Raw genomic sequence first — 20,017 nt, forward strand, 5'->3', positions numbered from 1 at the left:
AATAGAAACAATCATCCTGTAACGGCAACAGTAATGTTATTTATCATCTTTAAACAATTCTTTTTATTAGGCTGTATGAGCTTTGGCGGTCCTGCGGCACACCTTGGTTATTTTAAGCGCCACTTTGTTGATAACTTAAAATGGCTCACTGCTGAGCGCTATGCGCAATTGATAAGCCTAAGCCAAGCATTACCAGGCCCTGGTTCAAGCCAAGTTAGCTTTGCTATGGGGGTTGAAAAAGGAGGAGTACTGGGAGGCCTGTGTGCTTTTATTGGCTTTACCCTGCCCTCATTTTTAATTATGTTTTTTCTAGCTCTTAGTGCTCACCAATTTGGTGATATTTACTTTGCGGTAATTGCCGGGCTTAAGCTCTTTGCTGTGGTGATTGTTGCCGATGCGACCTACAGTATGGCAATGAGCTTTTGCAAAAACCACTTACATAAGCTAATCGCGGTATTGAGCACGATTGCACTGATTGTATTCTCACAGTTATCGAGTCAAATTTTAGTACTGATTGCGGCTGCGGCCATAGGTTGGTTTTATCCTCAGCTTAAACTGCCAGAGAACCAAGAACATAAACCTGTGAAAATTGCTTGGTTACCGCTTTTTTTATTTACAGTCTTGTTACTGATCAGCTTTTTACCTTTAGGCGAAGGATTTTCTTTGTTTGCCCCATTTTACCAAACTGGCGCTATGGTCTTTGGTGGCGGCCACGTTGTGTTACCCATTTTACAAGCTGGCGTGCCGAGCCTTGAAACCGAGCAGTTTTTATCAGCTTATGCCAGTGCTCAGGCCATACCTGGACCGATGTTCACAATAGCCACATACTTAGGCGCACAAGTATCGCCAAATACGCCACTTATAGGTGCCATTGTCGCGACCATCATGATTTTCTTACCGGGCTTTTTATTGATGTTAGCCTTTATGAAAAGCTGGCTACAACTGGCTGATAAGCCTCGCTTTGCGGGCAGTATTGCAGCGTTAAATGCGGCCGTAGTGGGCTTTTTAGCTGCCGCCCTTTATTCACCTATTTGGCAATCGGCAGTGCAAAGTTTGTGGCAAGTAGCTTTAGTCATTGCAGCATTTACGTGGCTAAGAATGGCAAAGCCACCTATTTGGTGGCTATTGTTAGGCTTTATTGCACTGAGCGTGCTAGCTAGTCAGTTTTAAGTTTTTTCGCGCACAGGGTTAGCAACCTTAATACTTGGTTTTAGCCCTGTTTGAGCTTCGCTTGTATTTAACTGCCCAGTAACACTTTGATATGGTCTGAGTCCAAAGATTGGCAACACAGCAAGCAGGTGATCCATAATCTCTGCTTGCAAGTGCTCGTATGAAATCCAGCGCTTATCTTCACTAAAGCAGTAAAACTCAATAGGTAACCCGTGATTCATCGGTTGTAGCTCACGCACCATTAAGGTTAAATCACGATTAATTTTTTCATGTTGTTTTAAGTAACCTTCAGCATAACGACGGAACAAGCCAAGGTTTGTCACCGGATCGGGCAAGCTTGAAACACGAATATAGTCGTTAAGTGGAATAGCAGCATCAATTTGCTCTCGAAACGCATCATCAACCAAACGAATACTGTTCATATCAATGTTTAAAGAACGCTTGATACGACGACCACCCGACTCTTGCATACCACGCCAGTTTTTAAATGACCCAGCAACCAGCATATAAGTCGGAATGGTTGTAATGGTGTTATCCCAGTTACGTACTTTTACCGTATTTAAGCCAAGGTCGATAACCTCGCCATCCGCGCCATAGCTATCCACTTGGATCCAATCGCCATATGTCACTAATCGGTTAGCTGCAATTTGAATACTGGCGACAAATCCCAAAATGGTGTCTTTAAATACGAGTAAGGTCACCGCCGCTATCGCACCAAAGCCAGACAAAATATAAGTTGGCGACTTCTCTAGCAAAATGCTCACAATGAGAATGGCGCAAACCATAAAGGTGATAAGTTTTACAACTTGGATCAAACCCTGAATCGGAATATCGCGGGCAAAATCAAGTTGGTTATAAATGCCACCAGCAATGCTCACCACACTACTTAAAATGAAGCCACCATAAATGATCAATGCAACTTGACCTACGGTTTTAAGTACCAACGCAGCGACATCATGAACTGGATATACATAATCAAAGGTTGCCAAATACAGTACGCAGCACAATATCCCCGCAAAACGACGATTCAGTTTATTGAGCATTGGAGTAAGCGCACCTATGCGCTCTGGAGACAGGCGTGTAACAACCTTTTGAATACCCGGCAACAGCAGTCGACGGGTAAACATATAAATTAATAGTAATGAGCCAACGCCAATCGCTGTAGCCGTTAATGCACTTAACAGCGCCGCGTCTGGCATTGATTCAAACCAAGGCATCACCAGCTCTTGCAGGTGAGTTTGCTTCATGGTGCTTCAACCTCTTTATTGATGTTGGCAAGGTACTCAGCTTGTTGGGCTTGATGATAAGTTAGTAGCTGAGCGTCTTTTTGCAACCATAACTCATTAATATATTGTTGAAAAGCCGTTCTAAATGCGCGGTCATGCTGATAATCACCAATCATCTCTGCGCTAATTGCTTGTACGTGCATTTCAACTTTGATCACATTAAGGCGGCCACGCATCAGATTACGGCAAATATGGTCGCCCTCGCCTTGGTAAATAATCGAGGTATTTAATAATGCATCAAACTGTTCGCCTAACACCTCAAGGGCAAATGCAATACCGCCCGCTTTAGGTTTTAAAAGATAAGTAAACGGACTATTTTGTTTTTTGTGTTTTTGGCATGTAAAGCGCGTACCTTCAACAAAGTTGATAATGGTTGTCGGGTGACTACGGAAGTCGCGGCAACTGCGCTTAGTGCGCTCAACATCGAGACCTTTCAGCTTAGGGTTTTTTGCCAGCTGTGCTTTGCTAACACGTTTCATGAAAGGCATACCCATGGCCCACGCGCCGGTGCCAATGAATGGCACATACTTCAGCTCATCTTTTAAAAAGAACTTTGGCGCGGGTAAAACATCAATCGCACTTAGAACAACAATGTCTAACCAACTCATATGATTAGAGATAAGTAAGTACCAACCATCTGTACTGACTTTGCCTTTAATATCAATATCGATTGTGGGGCAACCTAACCACAAAGCCAAGCGGTTACCTTTACACCAACCGCGATAGGCCGCATGAAGAATGTCGCTAACCACTTTAAATGGCAGTATTAATTTAAGCACACCAAAGAGCAGCACAAGCGTGCCCCAAATAATTACATTAGCAAACAAGACAATGCTAACTAGAACGCCTGTTAACCAATTTGGTAAAAATTTCTTTAACATAAGTGTGCTCTCGACTGCATTAGCAATACTACTGCGTTTTTGCTTCTAACTCGGCTAGCTGCTGGTTTTTTTCATTCCAAATACGGTTTAATTCAGCTTGAAAGTTAACTCTAAACTCAGCATCACCGGTGTAATCACCGATTAAATTAGGGCTTACTTCCATCACCTCGACTCGCACTTCGACTTCTTTTACACGACCACTGGCAAAGTCTACAAAGCTAGGAATACCACCAGGGTAATGAATAGTGACATTGACCACTTTGGAAATTTGCTCACCCATTGCTTGCATAACAAACGCAACACCACCCGCTTTTGGCTTTAATAAGTGCTCAAAAGGACTATTTTGGCGCGAGTGCTTTTGCGGTGTAAAACGCGTACCTTCAACAAAGTTAACGATACTTACTGGCATTTCTTTGAATTTTTCACAAGCTTTGCGCGTTGTTTCTAAGTCTTTACCACGCAATTTAGGGTTTTTCTTTAACTGAGCTTTACTCGTGCGAGTCATAAATGGGAAATCCAATGCCCACCAAGCAAGACCTAAAAAAGGAACGTAGATCAGTTCTTTTTTCAAGAAAAAGTTTAAAAACGGTATGCGGCGATTAAACACGCGTTGCATTACAACGATATCTACCCAGCTTTGATGATTTGCGATCACCAAGTACCAGTCTTTCGCTTTTAGTTGCTCAAGACCTGTCACGTTTAGCTTATATGAAGCAAATATGTTTTGGTTGATGCTGTTGCAACTCACCCACATAGTGGCGCATTGCTTAGCTATCCAACTCATTGCTTTTTGTAGAGGTTTAATTGGGATCAGTTTAATCACGCCACAAATAAAGATGGGCACAAACCAAAAAAGTGTATTGAGGGTGTAAAATATAAAACTGAACACACAACGGATCATGGACATTACTACTTATTCCTTTAATGCTTAATCTTCAAAATACGTATAGCCAGCAAGGCCTGCATTTAGTTCTGACAAATATTGTGCCTTAGATTGCTCATCAATTGCCAGTGAGTTAACCCGTTTTGCAAAGTTTTCAGCAAGAATGTCGCTATCATAATCAACAAACTTTAATACGTCCTTAACGCTGTCGCCTTTAATTGCGTTAGTCAGCTGGTAACCCGCTTCAGTAAGCTCAACATGCACTGAATCTGTGTCGCCAAATAGGTTATGTAAATCACCTAAAATTTCTTGATACGCACCCACTAAGAACATCGCAATGTGGTATTGCTGACCTTGCTTGTACTCAGGAATAGGTAAACTACTCTCAATACCTGTACCTTCAACATAGTTACGAATTTGTCCATCAGAGTCACAGGTAATGTCTTGAATTATGGCACGCTGCGTTAATGGCTGATGAAGGTTTTCTACTGGCATTACTGGGAATAACTGCTGAATACCCCAAACATCTGGCAGTGATTGGAATAATGAGAAATTAACAAATAGCTTATCGGCCAGCTTTTCGTTTAAATCATCTAACACTTCACGGTGGGCACGGGCATTCTCGCTGAGAGATGCTCGAACACGGTGTAAAATGGTGAAATACAGCTGCTCGAGCTTTGCCCATTCAAGCATAGTGAGTAGGCCATGCACATATTGGTCATGGGCTTCACTAAATAGATGCATTGCATCATGATAAATTTCTAGTGCCATTCGCGGCGTTAAACGCTGTAAGCACTGCCACATTTCATCTAACACTAATACGCTGTCAGCCTCAGGCGCCGTTGGATTCGCATGGTTAGGTGCACGCTCAACATCAATAACATCTGTAATTAATACTGCGTGGTGCGCAGTTAACGCACGGCCAGATTCAGTAATAATGGCTGGGTGCTTAAGATCATGTTGTTGGCATACTTCAGCAAATGCATTCACTACATTACGTGCATATTCATCAACACTGTAGTTCATTGAACACGAACTACGTGAACCAGACCCTTCATAGTCAACACCTAAACCGCCACCAACATCAACTGTATTAAGTGGCACGCCTAACTGCGTTAACTCTGCAAAATGGCGGGCACATTCACGCAGTGCTCGATGAATATCACGGATATTGGCAATTTGAGAGCCGATATGAAAATGCACCAATTGCATTAAATGGAGTTTATTACGTGACTTAAGTAGCTCAATAGCAGAAAGCACTTGGCCTGCAGTTAAACCAAACTTGCCTTTTTCGCCACCGGTATTCTGCCATTTGCCCTTACCAACCGAGTTTAAGCGAATGCGAATACCGATTGATGGCTCAATACCTAAGTCATCAATTTCAGCCAATAAGGTGGTTAGTTCAGACAGTTTTTCTACAACAATATGAACCTTATGGCCCATGCCTTGACCGATACAGGCTAAACGTAAAAACTCACTGTCTTTGTAGCCATTACAAACAATGGTAATTGGCTCTTGTGCTACACCTAAAATCGCCATAAGTTCAGGCTTTGAGCCGGCTTCAAGGCCGACTAAACCACTTGGATGAGCAAGTAGTTTACTAACCACAGAGCGCTGCTGATTAACCTTGATTGGGTAAACACAGGTATAACTACCTTGGTATTCACGGGCATTACAGGCTTTGGTAAAAGCACTCGTTAGGGTATCAACACGATTTTGTAAAATGTCGGTAAAGCGTACTAGTACAGGTAAAGTAAGACCATGCTTTTTGAATTGCTCGGTTAGTTCAGATAAAGACACCGCAGCTTTTGTTTGATCGCCATCAGGGTAAGCCACCAGCTCACCTTGTGCGTTAATGTCAAAGTAACCGTCACTCCAATGAGCAACATTGTATGTATCGCGTGCTTTGTCTAAACCCCAAGTCATGGCTATATCTTCTGTAATTTCATTAAATATAAACGCACATTTTAATACGCTAGGGCTGACCACGCTAACAAAAATTGCGCTATATGCCAAAGTGATAAAAAATATTCGCTATACTGATTAAAATTTGATTGAGCAATTGGTCAAGCACTGGCAAAATTGCCCCCCTTTTTTACCATTAACCAAAAGTGTATAAGCAAGATGGCTAATTTAGATCAAAACAACTGGTTCACTGAAATTAGTGACCGTGATGGTAGTGCCTTTTCATTACGCATTACTAAAAAGCTTGATGAACAGCAATCGCCATTTCAAAAAGTAGAAATGTACGAAACAACTGACTTCGGTAATCTGATGATTATTGACGGTTGTACTATGGTAAGTAGCCGTGAAAACTTTTTTTATCACGAGATGATCAGCCATCCGGCATTGCTTGCACACCCAAATCCAAAAAATGTTGTGATCATTGGTGGTGGTGACTGCGGTACTTTACGCGAAGTTTTAAAACACCCAGGTGTTGAGAGCGTAACGCAAATTGATATCGACGAAGTCGTGACACAAATGTCACTTAAATACTTCCCTGAGCTGTGTGAATCAAACCAAGATCCTCGCGCAACAGTGATGTTTGACGACGGCATCAAGTACATGCGTGAAGCAGCGCCAGAATCAATCGATGTAGTAATTGTTGATGGAACAGATCCAGTTGGTCCGGGCGAAGGTTTATTCAACCACGCTTTCTATACTAGCTGTTTAACTGCACTTCGCTCAGGGGGCATCTTAATTCAGCAAAGTGAATCACCACTTATGCATATGCCACTATTAGTAGAAATGCGTGATGCAATGACAGAAGTGGGTTTTGTTGACCTACAAACGCTGCCTTTCCCACAGCCAATTTACCCAAGCGGTTTATGGTCAGTAACCCTTGCTCGTAAGTCAGAAGCATTCGCAGGGTTTCGTGAAGATGATGCAAATACACTGGCGCAAAGCACAGAGTACTATAATGCAGGTATTCACCACGGCGCATTAGCGACACCAAATTATATGAAACGTGCTTTTGAGAAAAAGTAAGCGTTTTTAGCTAGATGTAAAAAAGGGCTCATTGAGCCCTTTTTTGTTGGTTTATAATTAGACTTTAAATCGATTCACTAAATGATTGAGCTCATCAGTGAGTTGGTTCATACGATTAGCCACTTCTTGTGTTGAACTTGCTAAGCCGCCCCCTTGTTGGGTTTGGTCATTTAAGTCTGATAAATTTTGGCTAATTTCATCTGCCACAGCAGTTTGCTCTTCAGTCGCTTGCGCTGTCTGCATCGCCATATCATTTACCTTAACTGATGACTCTTGCATTGAGTTAAGCACATCATTGGTTTGTGTGAATGACTCAACCGCTTCATCGGCATATTGCTTACCACTGTTAATAGCTTGCAGCGACTGTTCTACGCTTGTAGCAAACTGCTCGACCATAGTTTGAATATCATTAGTGCTATCTTGCGTGCGAGTCGCAAGGGTACGAACCTCATCAGCTACTACCGCAAAACCTCGCCCTTGCTCTCCGGCGCGGGCCGCTTCAATTGCTGCATTCAGTGCAAGTAGATTAGTTTGCTCAGCAATAGCACGAATAACTTCAAGCACTTTAGCAATGTTGTCTGAGCTTTGTTGTAACTCAGTTGAACGCTGGCTGGCATGCTCCATGTTGTCTGATAGCGCAATAATTTTACGGCTTGAATTATCAACCGCAGCTAAACCTTGTTTAGCTAGCTGTTGTGAATTATCGGCTTCGTGAGATGAGTTTTGCGCCACATTAGCTACTTCGCGACTTGCTACACTCATTTCATGTACAGCACTGACTATCGACTCAGAAGCTTGGCTGAGCTTTTGATTAACTTGATGGTTTTGATTAGCAAAGTTATCTAAGTCGTTACCTAGATTGTGTAGCTCTTTCGCTTGCTCTAAAATATCTTTGATTAACTGCTGCAGATTATCTAAAAAACGATTAAATGCGGTTGCTAACTCAGCAAACTCATCTTGCGTTTTAACATTGATACGACCTGTTAAATCACCATCTCCAGAGGCTATTTCGTTAATCCGCTCTGTGACAAAGTTAATTTGTTTTGTAAGCTGGCGCGGCACAAAATAACTAAACCAACCAGCAACAGCTAAAACCACAGCAATCATCACCATAAGCATCACTTTAAAGCCTATTACTTTATCCATCAGCTTTTCTGTCTCTGCTTGAGAGGTTTTGTCTGCCGCTTCTCCGGCTTTATCTAAAATATCACGTAGTGCTGAAAAGCTTTGCTCAGACGCTTGTTTTTGTGAAGCATTTGCTGGGTTATTAATATGAGCTGTTGATGCTGCATACCAAGCGTCAAATGCGCTATCAAAGTTACGAAACTGACCGGTCACCTCAGAATATGGCGACATATAAGATAAATATTGCTTGAAACGGTCTTTAACCTGTTCGGCATTTTCTTGATGGTCAGTAAGTTGGCCTTTATCCCCTTTCATTAGGGTAACGAGTTGCAGCTCTGCCACTTTAGCTTGGTATAGGTCTCGGTCAGCATTAACAACCACAGAGACCGCATTTAAGAAGCGTTCTGACTGTGCATCAATCGCTTCTTTTTGAAGGTTAATTAGATAGGTATAGCCAGCAATTAAAATGACGATAGCAATGCCGAGTAGCACAATAGGCAAAGAACTTTTGACGCGAATGCTTTGTAACTTCATACATTATCCTAATTCAAATTCTAATCAGCACGTTCATTAGAATGTTAGTAGAAAAACTGAAAAAGTGTATGAAATTAAAAGTGCCAGCTCGCTGAAAGTTGTAATTGCTGCTGCGAGTTATGCTCATTAAATCCCATACCAGGTCTATTTTGAGCGTCACTGCTCAGCACTGAATATTCAGCACCTACTTGCCACTTGGTCGACAGTTGATAACGCCAACTTGCGGTTAAAGCTTCTCCACGACTTTGATTAGGATCAAATTGCCAATCATCATGATCGCTAACCTTAAAATAATCATACCTAATTGTGAGACGATGCTGGTCCAACTTGTGACTTAATAGAACAAAATGACTATAAAAATCATTGTCTACCCCACGATTTGTACCCATCGCAGTTTTACCATCAAGGATCTGAACAATAATGCGGGTTTGCTTATTAAACTTATATAACCATGCCGCGCTTAAAAAACGTGTATCCCACGCATACTGACCAGTACGGGTATTCAACGCACCTGGATCGCCATTGTTGTCATAATAATAAACACGTAATTGCGATTTTTTTTGATAATCCCAATGTGCACCGACGTAATAACCAAAGCGCCCATCGACTTCTTCGAAAGGCTCAACATACTCAGCTTGCTTATCTAACTGCGTCCACTCAAAAGAATGTGGAATAGCAAAGTCGATTTGTTCATTGAATGTGGTTTGCCTGTCATGCATAGCGAACCCTCGCCATGACAAGAGTGTTCCAGCTGGATCGTTACCTTTAAAAACCGCAGCAAAGCCTTCAAAGCTATGGTTACTTCTAAATTTTCTACCTGGGCGCTTGATGTTTGCCTCTAAACCAAAGGCCCGCACCTCTTCGCCAATCCAGCTATTAATCGCAGAATTAGTGTAGTTATAAGGTGACATCCAACCACTTTGTGGGTTTTCAAGTGACATTTTTGGATAAAAGCCACCCGCTTTAACAGCCCATTTGTAACGACTTGCAGTGAGCGGTTGATATTGTAAATAAGCCTGAGTAAAACCGACTGTTAGTTCAGGATCAGGATGGGCGTTAAGCACTGTATGCGCAGACCAATCACTCGTTAACTCAAAACGACTACTCAGCATAGCTTGGGATATCACAACACCATCATGCTCTTGGTCATAACGGTATAAGCCAATTCCTTTGCGCTGATAGCTCGCTAGTTGGTCACCACGCACAGCCGAAACAGTTACCAGCCCATCATGCTCAGCAAATGCCACTGCAGGCAACCCAAAAACACTCGCCAGTGCTAAAGCTTGCCATTTATTCATAATCATCAAACTCGTCACTGCTTAATTCTAGTTTTGGTAATAAGGCTTGTTTTAGCTGGTAGCTCAATGACTTTGCATTGTTAGTCATATCGATGGTTTCTGGTGTGCTGATATCATTAAAGCGGTCATGCCAAACAGCCAAAGTAAACTTACCTTCTGGTAAGCTTAACTCAACCATACCTTGCTCATCTGTTTGCCCATAAATACCCCCATCTACAACCACAATGTAACCCAGCATCCAGTCATGAATGTTACAGCCAAGCTCAACAACCCCCGATTGTGCAAAGTTAATCGGTTTTTCTGGTTTATCGTGGTAAAGCTTTAACTCAAATTGCTTTGCTTTAGAAAATGAATAAACGTGGTGCATGATTGAATCAAGGTTAGGAAACTCAACATTAGCCCCTTGTGGCACTGCCAACACATGAGGCACAAAGGCACGTTTTTTTTGGCTCATCGTGTAATGACTATCAAGAGATGTGAGTTGTTTTGAGCCTTTAAGCCAAACCACTGCATTTTTGACAGGTTGATTCTGCTTATCAACTATCTGTATTTGCTGTGCCAATAAACATTGACTAAACAATAGTAGTAGCAAGAGGGTTATTCTTGTCATTTTGCTAAACCTTTTTAGGTGCTGGGCTGGATATCGCCGCGTTCACTTTGTTGAATACGTATGCAGATCTCTCGTATTAACCAGCAAGTCACTTTATGCTTTAAGGATATATGTGAATACATGACAACAATCCATAATCATAAGCCGCCAAGGAACAACAATGCGATTAACTGCCTTAATGTTAGCAGCCTTTTCAGGTACTTGCCTAGCACAAACCACAACCGTCAGTTCACCTGATGGGCAGATCAAAGTAACTATCTCAGATGAGCAACACACACCTAGCTACGAAATCAGCTTTGCCGGTAAACAAGTCATTGCTAACTCTTCGTTAGGCCTTGTTTTTAAACAACAACCAGCAATGAGTGAAGGTTATAAAATTAGCAGCCAAACCACTGATTCGGTAAAAAGCAGCTGGGAGCAACCTTGGGGTGAACGCCAAACTGTGGTTGATAACCATAACGAAGTCGCTGTTACCTTTAAAAAACCACAACCACAAGGTGGCACATTTACGGTACGTTTTCGTGCTTTTAATGATGGTGTAGGCTTTCGATACGAATTACCAAAACAAGCTGGCTATGATGATGTAGAAATCACTAAAGAGCTTACAGAGTTTGCTATTACAGATTCATCAGATGCAACAGCTTGGTGGATCCCCGCTCGTGGTTGGAACCGTTATGAATATGTTTATAACACCACCCCACTTCATAAAGCAGCACTTGTGCACACACCATTTACTATAAAAAATAAAGAGGGTGTGCATATCAGTATTCACGAAGCTGCCCTTGTTGATTATGCAGGCATGGTTTTAAATCAACGTCGTGATGGTACCTTCCAAGCCGATCTAACACCTTGGTCAGACGGTGTAGCGGTCAAAAAACAAGGCGCATTTAATACTCCTTGGCGTACAATTCAAATTGGTGATGAAGCCGTTGATTTAATCAACTCAGATATCATCTTAAACTTAAACGAACCAAATAAACTGGGTGATGTATCTTGGGTAAAACCCGGTAAATACGTAGGTATTTGGTGGGGTATGCACATCAATGAAAATACTTGGGGTAGCGGTAAAATTCATGGAGCAACCACTGCAAACACTAAGTATTACATGGACTTCGCTGCTAAATATGGCTTCGATGGCGTGTTAGTTGAAGGCTGGAATATTGGCTGGGATGGCGACTGGTTTTTTAACGGTGACGTATTTAGCTTCACACAACCTTACGACGACTTTGATATTGAAGAGCTGACACGTTACGGCAAAGAAAAAGGCGTACAATTAATTGGTCACCACGAAACTTCGGGCAACGTGAGCAACTACCGTAACCAAATGGAAGATGCATTTGCGTTATACGAAAAATCAAATGTAAGCCAAGTTAAAACAGGTTATGTCGCCGACGGTGGTAACATCAAGCGTATCGATGAAAACGGCATTGTACGCAAAGAATGGCACGATGGTCAGTTCATGGTTAATGAATACCTACACAACGTAAAACTAGCTGCAAAGCATAAAATTAGTATCAACACACATGAGCCTGTGAAAGATACCGGCCTACGTCGTACATACCCGAACTGGATTGCTCGTGAAGGTGCCCGTGGTCAAGAGTTTAACGCATGGGGGACACCACCGAACCCACCAGAGCATATTCCAATGCTAGCTTTCACCCGTATGCTTGCAGGCCCAATGGATTTTACGCCAGGTATTTTTGATATGGGCTTTAACGGTTTAGGTGCTGATACCAACCGCCCACAAACAACCCTAGCGAAGCAATTAGCGCTATACGTTGTAATGTACAGCCCAATTCAAATGGCGGCAGATTTACCACGTAACTACTTAGCGAAGCCAGATGCATTCCAGTTTATTCAGGATGTACCAACTGATTGGCAACAAAGTATTGCACTACAAGGTGAAGTTGGCGATTACGTTGTGTTTGCACGTAAAGAACGCAAGCGTGATCAATACTCAGGTAACGACTGGTATCTAGGTGCTGTTACAGACGAAAAAGCTCGCACTTTAGAAGTGAAGTTAGACTTCTTAGATAAAGGTAAAAAGTTTGAAGCGCAAATCTACCGTGACGGTGACAAAGCCGAATGGGTAAATAACCCTTACGACTTAAAAGTAGAAAAACGCATTGTTACTGCTGATGATAAGCTAACGTTAAAGCTTGCCACCAGCGGCGGCACAGCGATTCGATTTAAAGCAATCTAAGCTAAAAGCTGTAAGTTTTAAGCTTCAAGAAAAAAGAGCGCGGCATTTGATGTCGCGCTTTTTTATTGTTTTGAGAAATAGGAGGACGAGTATTGGCTATGGTTACTTGCAAATCACCTTTCTCAAAGGTAAATTTTTTGAATGATTACTCAGGTAAGTAAAGAATGGACCCTTTAGAAAGACTTGCACAGAGAAATACCGCACATAAAACAGCTCGAAAAAAAGAAAAGCGTGAATTACTTTGGCATATTCCGATCACTGTAATCAGTATTTTGACTTATATGTCTATTTACATCTTTTTAGTGACTGACGACATAAATCCGAATGATTTGCCAATAACTGTAAAGCCAGTATGGGTGGTTTCAAATCTACTAACTCTAGGGCTAGGTGCCACGCTCTTTGTAAGCAGTATTGCGTTTTTAGTATTTCTATATTTTTTAACGAAATATATAAAGGTAAATATTTTAAAGCTCAAAGTGGCAACTATAACTGCTATGCTATTTCTGGTTAGTGTATCTTTTTTTGCACTTGGCAATTTTTGTAACAGCTTAATTTATAAGAATAAAATTTTAATTGCCGACTTCATGCATTTTGGCTTTTATAAACCACCAACTCTCATTCAGATGGCTTTAAACTGGCTAACTATCTTAATAGTTATCTTGTTACTTTCTTTAAATTTCATCATTGCTTCAGCACCTTTCAAAGCAAGAAAGCACTTTAAAACTAGTTTTATTGATAACTCATAACTGTGGCAACTTAAATTATAAGTAACTAACTGCTCTGTAAATCTCCACCCATAAAAAAGCAGCCCACTCGGGCTGCTTGAAACTTATAGCTTAAGGCTTAAAGCTAAATACTTTTAAAAAGGCAAATAGATTTGCGCGCTTAGGCCACCTTCTGGACGATTAAGTAGTTGTACTCGGCCGCCGTGCATATCGACAATACGTTTAATTATCGCAAGGCCTAAGCCACTGCCTTCGCTACCGCGAGCGGCATCACCTTGTTTAAACGGTTCAAATACAGTTTCAAGTTCGCTTTCTGGGATCCCCGGGCCGTGATCGTTAACCACGACCATGGCAAACTTTTTATTACTGCTCACGCGGGTTTCAACCTCTATATCACCATCTGAATAGCGAATTGCGTTTTCAATCATATTAGTAACAACACGCTTTATCGCTACCATACTCACTGGCACTTCGCTTAAGCTCGGATTCTCTTTAAAAGTAATAGTGCGATGATGTTTTTGTTCAGCTTCGACAACTTCAGAAACAATCGCGTTTAAGTCTTCTAGCTCAAGTTCTTCACGTTTGTGGTGGCGTAAATATTCAATGAATTGGTCGATAATGGCATTCATGTCTTCAATATCATGAATGATCCCTTCACGCAGGTAATCTTCATCATCCGACATCATTTCGGTGGCAAGGCGAATACGTGTAAGCGGCGTACGCAAGTCATGGGAAACACCTGCCATTAATAACCGACGGTCATTCTCAAGAGCTGCAATACCACGCGACATTTGGTTAAACGCACGGGTTACTTCAATAACTTCAGTAGAGCCTTGCTCTTCAAGCTTGGTAGAAAAGTCACCCACCCCTACTTTAACAGCGGCTTGTTGCAGTGCCTTTAAAGGTCTATTGAGATGGCGGGCAAACAACCACCCACCGAGTACACTTAAAAAGCCAATACTCGATAAATAAAAGGTTAAGAACTTCAGGTTGTTTTCTTGCAGGCCGGTGAGCGGCACGCGCACCCAATAACCAGGTGCTTGCGGTGCTTCAACCCAATAAACAAGTGGATCGGTTTGGCTTATTCGTACCCGAGCAGAGCCATTGAGTTCTTTCGACATACTGCGCGATAGCATTGAATACTCACGAGTTTCAGCCAACCCCTCACTCATCGCTTGACGTTGGGTCATCACTTCGATGCCGGTGATCTCAAAAAACTTGTCTGAGGCTTCCTTGCTTACCTCAACCCCTTCTTCCCATTCGATAAACACGGTTTTCACCTGTTTCGAAAGGATGAGGTTTACTTGTTCTATAGTTGGTTTAACAACATAAAAACTGACCGTGATATAAGAGACAATTTGATTGATTAACAGCAGAGCCGCAACCAAAAATACCGTTTGTCCAAACGCACTACGTGGAAACATGCCCATTACTGTTATTTTTCACCGTCTGGCACAAATACGTAGCCTAAGCCCCATACTGTTTGTATATAACGAGGATTAGCGGCATCCACTTCAATCATACGGCGTAAGCGTGAAACCTGAACATCGATACTGCGCTCAAGCGCACTGTAATCTCGGCCACGTGCTAAGTTCATCAATTTATCGCGACTAAGCGGTTCACGAGGATGAGTCACTAACGCTTTTAATACCGCAAACTCACCACTGGTTAACGACATTGTTTTATCACCATGGCTCATTTCGCGGGTCGCAAGGTTTAGTGTGAAGTCACCAAAGCTAATTTCGTTTTCTTCGGCAGCCGGCGCACCTGGCACTTCTTTAGCACGACGACGTAAAATTGCTTTAATACGCGCTAACAGTTCACGTGGGTTGAATGGTTTAGGGATGTAATCATCAGCACCAAGCTCTAAACCGATTATACGGTCAACCTCATCGCCTTTGGCTGTAAGCATTACAATTGGAATGTCATTTTCTTTTTGACGTAAACGACGGCAAATTGATAACCCATCTTCACCTGGTAACATTAAATCTAATACTATCAAATGGAAGTTCTCACGCTCTAATAAGCGATCCATCTGCTCTGAATTTGCTGCTGAGCGAACAATAAAGCCTTGTTCTACAAGGTAACGCTCTAGCAAACTACGTAAGCGCATATCGTCATCAACAACCAATACTTTTGTCGTTTCGTGTCCCATAACTTTCATTCTTTTTGTAATATGTTACTTATTAATATAAATGAAAAAGTTAAGAATAAAAAACGAATTACGCGCTTAGATTGTTACTGAACATTTCAAAATCCGACTCGACAAAGGTAAAAGACTTTTATACCTTGCGGCTGGTTTTCTTTTTAGGCTGAATAAAATGGCAAAGACAAATTTAATAACCCGAGAAGGGTATCAGCAATTACAACAAGAACATGACTACTTATGGCATGAAAAGCGCCCTGAAATTACCAAAATTGTTACTTGGGCAGCAAGCTTAGGCGACCGTTCTGAAAACGCCGATTATCAATTTAATAAGCGTGTTTTACGACAGATAGATCGCCGTGTACGCTATCTTCGTAAACGCATGCCAGATCTTAAAATTGTTGACTACAACCCACAGCAAGCGGGAAAAGTGTTTTTTGGTGCTTGGGTCGAAATTGAGAATGAGCAAGGCGAAACAAAGCGCTTTCGTATTGTTGGCCCCGACGAAATTTACGAGCGCAAAGATTACATTTCGATTGATGCACCTATGGCTCGAGCGCTACTTGGCAAACAGGTTGATGATGACTTTTCGGTGAACACGCCTGAAGGCGCAAAAGAATGGTATATCAATGAGATAACTTATCCGGATGCGAAATAATTTTTGCCAGAAAATTCAGAAAGCGTTAATTAGTGATTGTTTAGTCTAAAAATGTGATCTATAACTAAAGGTACTCAAGATAAATCATTACTTGAGTTTTAGAAGGTAGTAAGTATGTCAAACGCAATACAACGCATAATGAGTAATGCCATTGTATTCGCACTATTAATTAGTGTGAGTTTGATATCTTACGCCAGTGATATAGAGAGCCATTCAGACAGTGTTACGCCAACCGCTCACTTTATTGCGTGTGATAGTGCAGACCCTGCCAACTTAGATACCGACCTCGATAAACATACACCTGCGTTCGTTGCTAATGTAGCCCAACCACTGCCAGATGCACGTGTGGTTTCGTATGTTCACCCTTGTAATAAGGTGTCTGTTTATAGCGCGCACCAGCGAGGGCCACCTGCTTTTTAATTAACTCAAATTTTCTATTTCAGTTTTATTAAAATGTATGGTGACCAAAATGAATAATTTCAAAGAATTACGTCTTCAAGATATCTCTAATGGCGCATTATCTAATGCAGTGAATGAAGTTGAGCCAACACTAGATCTCACTTCTTCAGCTTTAAAAGTACTTAATAGCTTTACTAAAAAAGATCCTTTACGTGCACATTACAGCACCACTATTGTTGATGCTTTAAAGCAAACAAATAGCTGTTGCTCAGATTTTATTTTAGTGGTTGATAACGAAGATAAACTACTCGGTATTACTTCTAGTGCCGATCTGCAAAGCTCAAAAATTATGATCCTTGCACAGCGCTTGAACTTACACCGTGAAGAAATTACTTTACACGATGTAATGACGCCACTTAGCAGCTTAGCTGGTGTGAGCCTGCAAAGCATCAGCTACGCAAGTATTGGCGATGCACTGCAAACCATGGAACACCAAGGTATGATGTTCTTATTAGTAACCAGTGCTAAACAAGAAATATGTGGTTTGATTTCAGCTCGAGAGATCGCTAAAAAATTACATATTCCTGTTAATATCAACCCTATTGCTAATGGCTTTAGCGAAGTATTACAGCAGGTTGATCACCCGCACTAAGCGTTAAAATCTGCGTTGTGTAAGACTATTTTTGCAGGCCTTAAAAGCAGTGCTTTTAAGGCCTTCTTATTGTGATATTATTCAGGCAATTAATCTTCAGTTTTACTGATTTTCTATTTTTAAAAAGGTTTATGCATGAGCAATATCTCTGCACGCTTAGCAACCGAGCTAAGTGCCCAGCAACCACAGGTTGTTGCTGCAATCAAATTACTTGATGAAGGTGCCACAGTTCCTTTTATCGCCCGTTATCGTAAAGAAGTAACTGGTGGCTTAGATGACACGCAACTACGTTTACTTGAACAGCGCTTATCGTATTTACGTGAATTAGAAGAACGCCGTAGCTTTATCCTTAATACTATTGAAGAGCAAGGCAAGCTAACAGCCGAACTAAGTGCTGATATTAATAACGCTGACAGTAAAACTGAGCTTGAAGATTTATATCTGCCTTTCAAACCTAAACGTCGTACAAAAGGGCAAATTGCCATTGAAGCGGGCATTGAGCCGCTTGCCGATGCGCTATTTAACAACCCAAGTCTCGACCCAGAACAACAAGCAAGTGATTACATTAATGCTGATGCAGGTTTTGCAGATAATAAAGCAGTGCTAGATGGTGCTAAATTTATCTTAATGGAACGCTTTGCTGAAGACGCAAAATTGCTAGCTAAATTCCGTAGCCATATCGCACAACATGGTCAGATTGAAAGTACTGTAATTGCTGGTCAAGAAAATGAAGGTGTAAAGTACCGCGACTACTTCGAGCATCAAGAACCGCTTAAAAAAGTACCATCACACCGTGCACTTGCTATGCTACGTGCTCGCAATGAAGGCGTATTACAACTTAGTATCAACCCAGAGCCTAGCGCAGAAAATCCGGCGCAAGTGTGCGCACAAATGATTGCCGATCATTATCGCTTAGATGTTAGCAATTCTGCTGCAAGCGCTTGGTTAATGGGCGTAGTGCAATGGGCATGGAAAATTAAGTTAAGCCTTCACCTTGAGAATGAATTTTTAGGTGCAATGCGCGAAAAAGCAGAAACCGGCGCAATTGACGTTTTTGCTAAGAACTTAAAAGATTTATTAATGGCCGCTCCTGCAGGCCCACGTACCACGTTAGGTCTGGATCCTGGTTTACGTACTGGTTGTAAAATTGCCGTTGTAGATAGCACAGGCAAGCTGTTAACAACACAAACGATTTTCCCGCACGCACCACAAAATCATTGGGACAAATCGCTTCGTACTCTTGAGCAATTATGCCGCCAGCATAAAGTTGAGCTAATCGCTATTGGTAATGGCACGGCTTCACGTGAATCTGACAAATTAGTAGCTGAACTGATTAAAGCCAACACTGAGCTTAAACTTAATAAAGTGATGGTTAGTGAAGCAGGCGCTTCTGTTTATTCGGCATCTGAGTTTGCCGCTAATGAATTCCCTAACCTTGATGTTTCACTACGTGGTGCTGTGTCTATTGCGCGTCGCTTACAAGATCCACTTGCTGAGCTGGTAAAAATTGAGCCTAAATCAATCGGTGTAGGTCAATATCAGCACGATGTATCGCAAAGCCAACTTGGTCAAACGCTAACATCAGTGGTTGAAGACTGTGTAAACTCAGTAGGTGTAGACCTAAATATGGCGTCGGTGCCACTACTTACCCGCGTATCTGGCTTAAACAAAACCTTAGCACAAAATATTGTTAGCTACCGTGATGCGAATGGCTCATTCAGCAAACGCTCTGAACTGAAAAAAGTTGAACGTTTAGGGCCTAAAGCCTTTGAGCAAGCTGCCGGTTTCTTACGTATCAGCACAGGCTCAGATCCTCTTGATAACTCGTCAGTTCACCCTGAAGCCTACCCGGTTGTTAAGCGTATCTGCGAGAAGAACAGCTTAGATGTAAACAGCCTAATTGGTAACTCTGACATCCTAAATAAGCTCGTTGCAAACGACTACACAGACGAAAAATTTGGTTTACCAACTGTTACCGACATTATCAAAGAACTTGATAAACCGGGTCGTGACCCGCGTCCTGAGTTTAAAACAGCTGAATTTAAAGCCGGTGTTGAAACTATTAACGACCTAAAACCAGGTATGATTTTAGAAGGTGTAGTGTCTAACGTTGCTAACTTTGGTGCCTTCGTTGATGTGGGCGTACACCAAGATGGTTTAGTGCATATTTCTGCGATTACTAACAAGTTTATCTCTGATCCACGTGAAGTGGTTAAAGCTGGCGATATTGTAAAAGTAAAAGTAGTTGAAGTAGATGCTGCTCGTAAACGTATTAGCTTTACCATGCGTTTAGATGATGATGTTGATACCAGCAATAAAGCCGCACCAGCTAGCAAACCTAAGCCAGCTGCGAAAGCGAAAAGTGCACCTAAGCAAAAACGCGAATTTGGCAATGTTGCCATGGGTAATGCCTTTGCAGATGCATTTGCCAATGCAAAAGTGAAAAAATAATAGACTGT

17 protein-coding genes are annotated in these 20,017 nt (G+C 41.8%); 8 read left to right on the top strand and 9 right to left on the bottom strand.

Translation table 11 applies throughout. The annotated features are described in order from the left end of the window. Positions 1-33: 33 nt before the first annotated feature. On the top strand, positions 34-1,170 hold the full coding sequence (gene chrA / locus AN394_RS00230) for a chromate efflux transporter (RefSeq protein ID WP_055020515.1): 1,137 nt from the start codon (positions 34-36) through the stop codon (positions 1,168-1,170). On the opposite strand, the gene AN394_RS00235 is transcribed toward chrA, so the two are convergent. From AN394_RS00235 to speA, 4 genes are read right to left on the bottom strand one after another with little or no spacing between them, the layout of a single operon-like run. After that, positions 1,167-2,417: a mechanosensitive ion channel family protein gene (locus AN394_RS00235; RefSeq protein WP_054562843.1), complete on the bottom strand. Its 1,251-nt coding sequence runs from the start codon at positions 2,415-2,417 to the stop codon at positions 1,167-1,169. The genes chrA and AN394_RS00235 overlap by 4 nt on opposite strands. Further along, positions 2,414-3,337: an acyltransferase gene (locus AN394_RS00240; protein WP_055020516.1), complete on the bottom strand. Its 924-nt coding sequence runs from the start codon at positions 3,335-3,337 to the stop codon at positions 2,414-2,416. The genes AN394_RS00235 and AN394_RS00240 overlap by 4 nt, the downstream gene beginning before the upstream one ends. A gap of 28 nt (positions 3,338-3,365) precedes the next feature. After that, on the bottom strand, positions 3,366-4,244 hold the full coding sequence (locus AN394_RS00245) for an acyltransferase (protein WP_055020517.1): 879 nt from the start codon (positions 4,242-4,244) through the stop codon (positions 3,366-3,368). A 21-nt stretch (positions 4,245-4,265) separates the two neighbouring features. Then, the gene (speA, locus tag AN394_RS00250; RefSeq protein WP_055020633.1) at positions 4,266-6,146 is read right to left on the bottom strand and encodes a biosynthetic arginine decarboxylase; all 1,881 of its coding nucleotides are present in this window, start codon (positions 6,144-6,146) and stop codon (positions 4,266-4,268) included. A gap of 198 nt (positions 6,147-6,344) precedes the next feature. Between speA and speE the strand changes: the two genes are divergently transcribed. Then, positions 6,345-7,208, top strand: a complete 864-nt coding sequence (speE, locus tag AN394_RS00255; protein ID WP_055020518.1) for a polyamine aminopropyltransferase — start codon at positions 6,345-6,347, stop codon at positions 7,206-7,208. Positions 7,209-7,265: 57 nt separating this feature from the next. Here the strand turns inward: speE and AN394_RS00260 are convergent, their stop codons facing one another. The 3 genes from AN394_RS00260 to AN394_RS00270 form a co-directional block, all read right to left on the bottom strand. Continuing rightward, positions 7,266-8,867, bottom strand: coding sequence for a methyl-accepting chemotaxis protein (locus AN394_RS00260; RefSeq protein ID WP_054562847.1), 1,602 nt, complete (start codon positions 8,865-8,867; stop codon positions 7,266-7,268). Positions 8,868-8,941: 74 nt separating this feature from the next. Further along, on the bottom strand, positions 8,942-10,171 hold the full coding sequence (locus AN394_RS00265; RefSeq protein ID WP_055020519.1) for a hypothetical protein: 1,230 nt from the start codon (positions 10,169-10,171) through the stop codon (positions 8,942-8,944). After that, positions 10,158-10,775 (bottom strand): methylamine utilization protein, encoded by a 618-nt coding sequence (locus AN394_RS00270; RefSeq protein ID WP_054562849.1) that lies wholly within the window; start codon positions 10,773-10,775, stop codon positions 10,158-10,160. Before AN394_RS00270 ends, AN394_RS00265 begins: the two co-directional genes overlap by 14 nt. A gap of 160 nt (positions 10,776-10,935) precedes the next feature. Between AN394_RS00270 and AN394_RS00275 the strand changes: the two genes are divergently transcribed. After that, positions 10,936-12,978: a glycoside hydrolase family 97 protein gene (locus AN394_RS00275; protein ID WP_055020520.1), complete on the top strand. Its 2,043-nt coding sequence runs from the start codon at positions 10,936-10,938 to the stop codon at positions 12,976-12,978. Positions 12,979-13,142: 164 nt separating this feature from the next. Beyond that, positions 13,143-13,724, top strand: a complete 582-nt coding sequence (locus tag AN394_RS00280; RefSeq protein ID WP_054562851.1) for a hypothetical protein — start codon at positions 13,143-13,145, stop codon at positions 13,722-13,724. Between the two features lie 113 nt (positions 13,725-13,837). Here the strand turns inward: AN394_RS00280 and envZ are convergent, their stop codons facing one another. After that, a complete protein-coding gene (envZ, locus tag AN394_RS00285; RefSeq protein WP_054562852.1) occupies positions 13,838-15,133 on the bottom strand; it encodes a two-component system sensor histidine kinase EnvZ in 1,296 nt (431 codons plus the stop codon). A 5-nt stretch (positions 15,134-15,138) separates the two neighbouring features. Continuing rightward, positions 15,139-15,858 (bottom strand): two-component system response regulator OmpR, encoded by a 720-nt coding sequence (gene ompR, locus AN394_RS00290; protein ID WP_054554428.1) that lies wholly within the window; start codon positions 15,856-15,858, stop codon positions 15,139-15,141. A 166-nt stretch (positions 15,859-16,024) separates the two neighbouring features. On the opposite strand from ompR, the gene greB reads away from it, so the two are divergent. The 4 genes from greB (at position 16,025) to AN394_RS00310 (ending at position 20,009) form a co-directional block, all read left to right on the top strand. Further along, a complete protein-coding gene (gene greB, locus AN394_RS00295) occupies positions 16,025-16,507 on the top strand; it encodes a transcription elongation factor GreB (RefSeq protein WP_054562853.1) in 483 nt (160 codons plus the stop codon). 114 nt (positions 16,508-16,621) lie between these two features. Further along, positions 16,622-16,927: a hypothetical protein gene (locus AN394_RS00300; RefSeq protein WP_054562854.1), complete on the top strand. Its 306-nt coding sequence runs from the start codon at positions 16,622-16,624 to the stop codon at positions 16,925-16,927. Positions 16,928-16,976: 49 nt separating this feature from the next. Beyond that, complete coding sequence (locus tag AN394_RS00305; RefSeq protein WP_054562855.1) at positions 16,977-17,558, top strand: CBS domain-containing protein; 582 nt, start codon at positions 16,977-16,979, stop codon at positions 17,556-17,558. A 135-nt stretch (positions 17,559-17,693) separates the two neighbouring features. Next, positions 17,694-20,009 (top strand): Tex family protein, encoded by a 2,316-nt coding sequence (locus AN394_RS00310; RefSeq protein ID WP_055020521.1) that lies wholly within the window; start codon positions 17,694-17,696, stop codon positions 20,007-20,009. The last annotated feature ends 8 nt before the right edge of the window (positions 20,010-20,017 follow it).

Origin of the sequence: Pseudoalteromonas sp. P1-26 (genome assembly GCF_001401795.1) — a bacterium.
Taxonomy (GTDB): Bacteria; Pseudomonadota; Gammaproteobacteria; order Enterobacterales; family Alteromonadaceae; genus Pseudoalteromonas.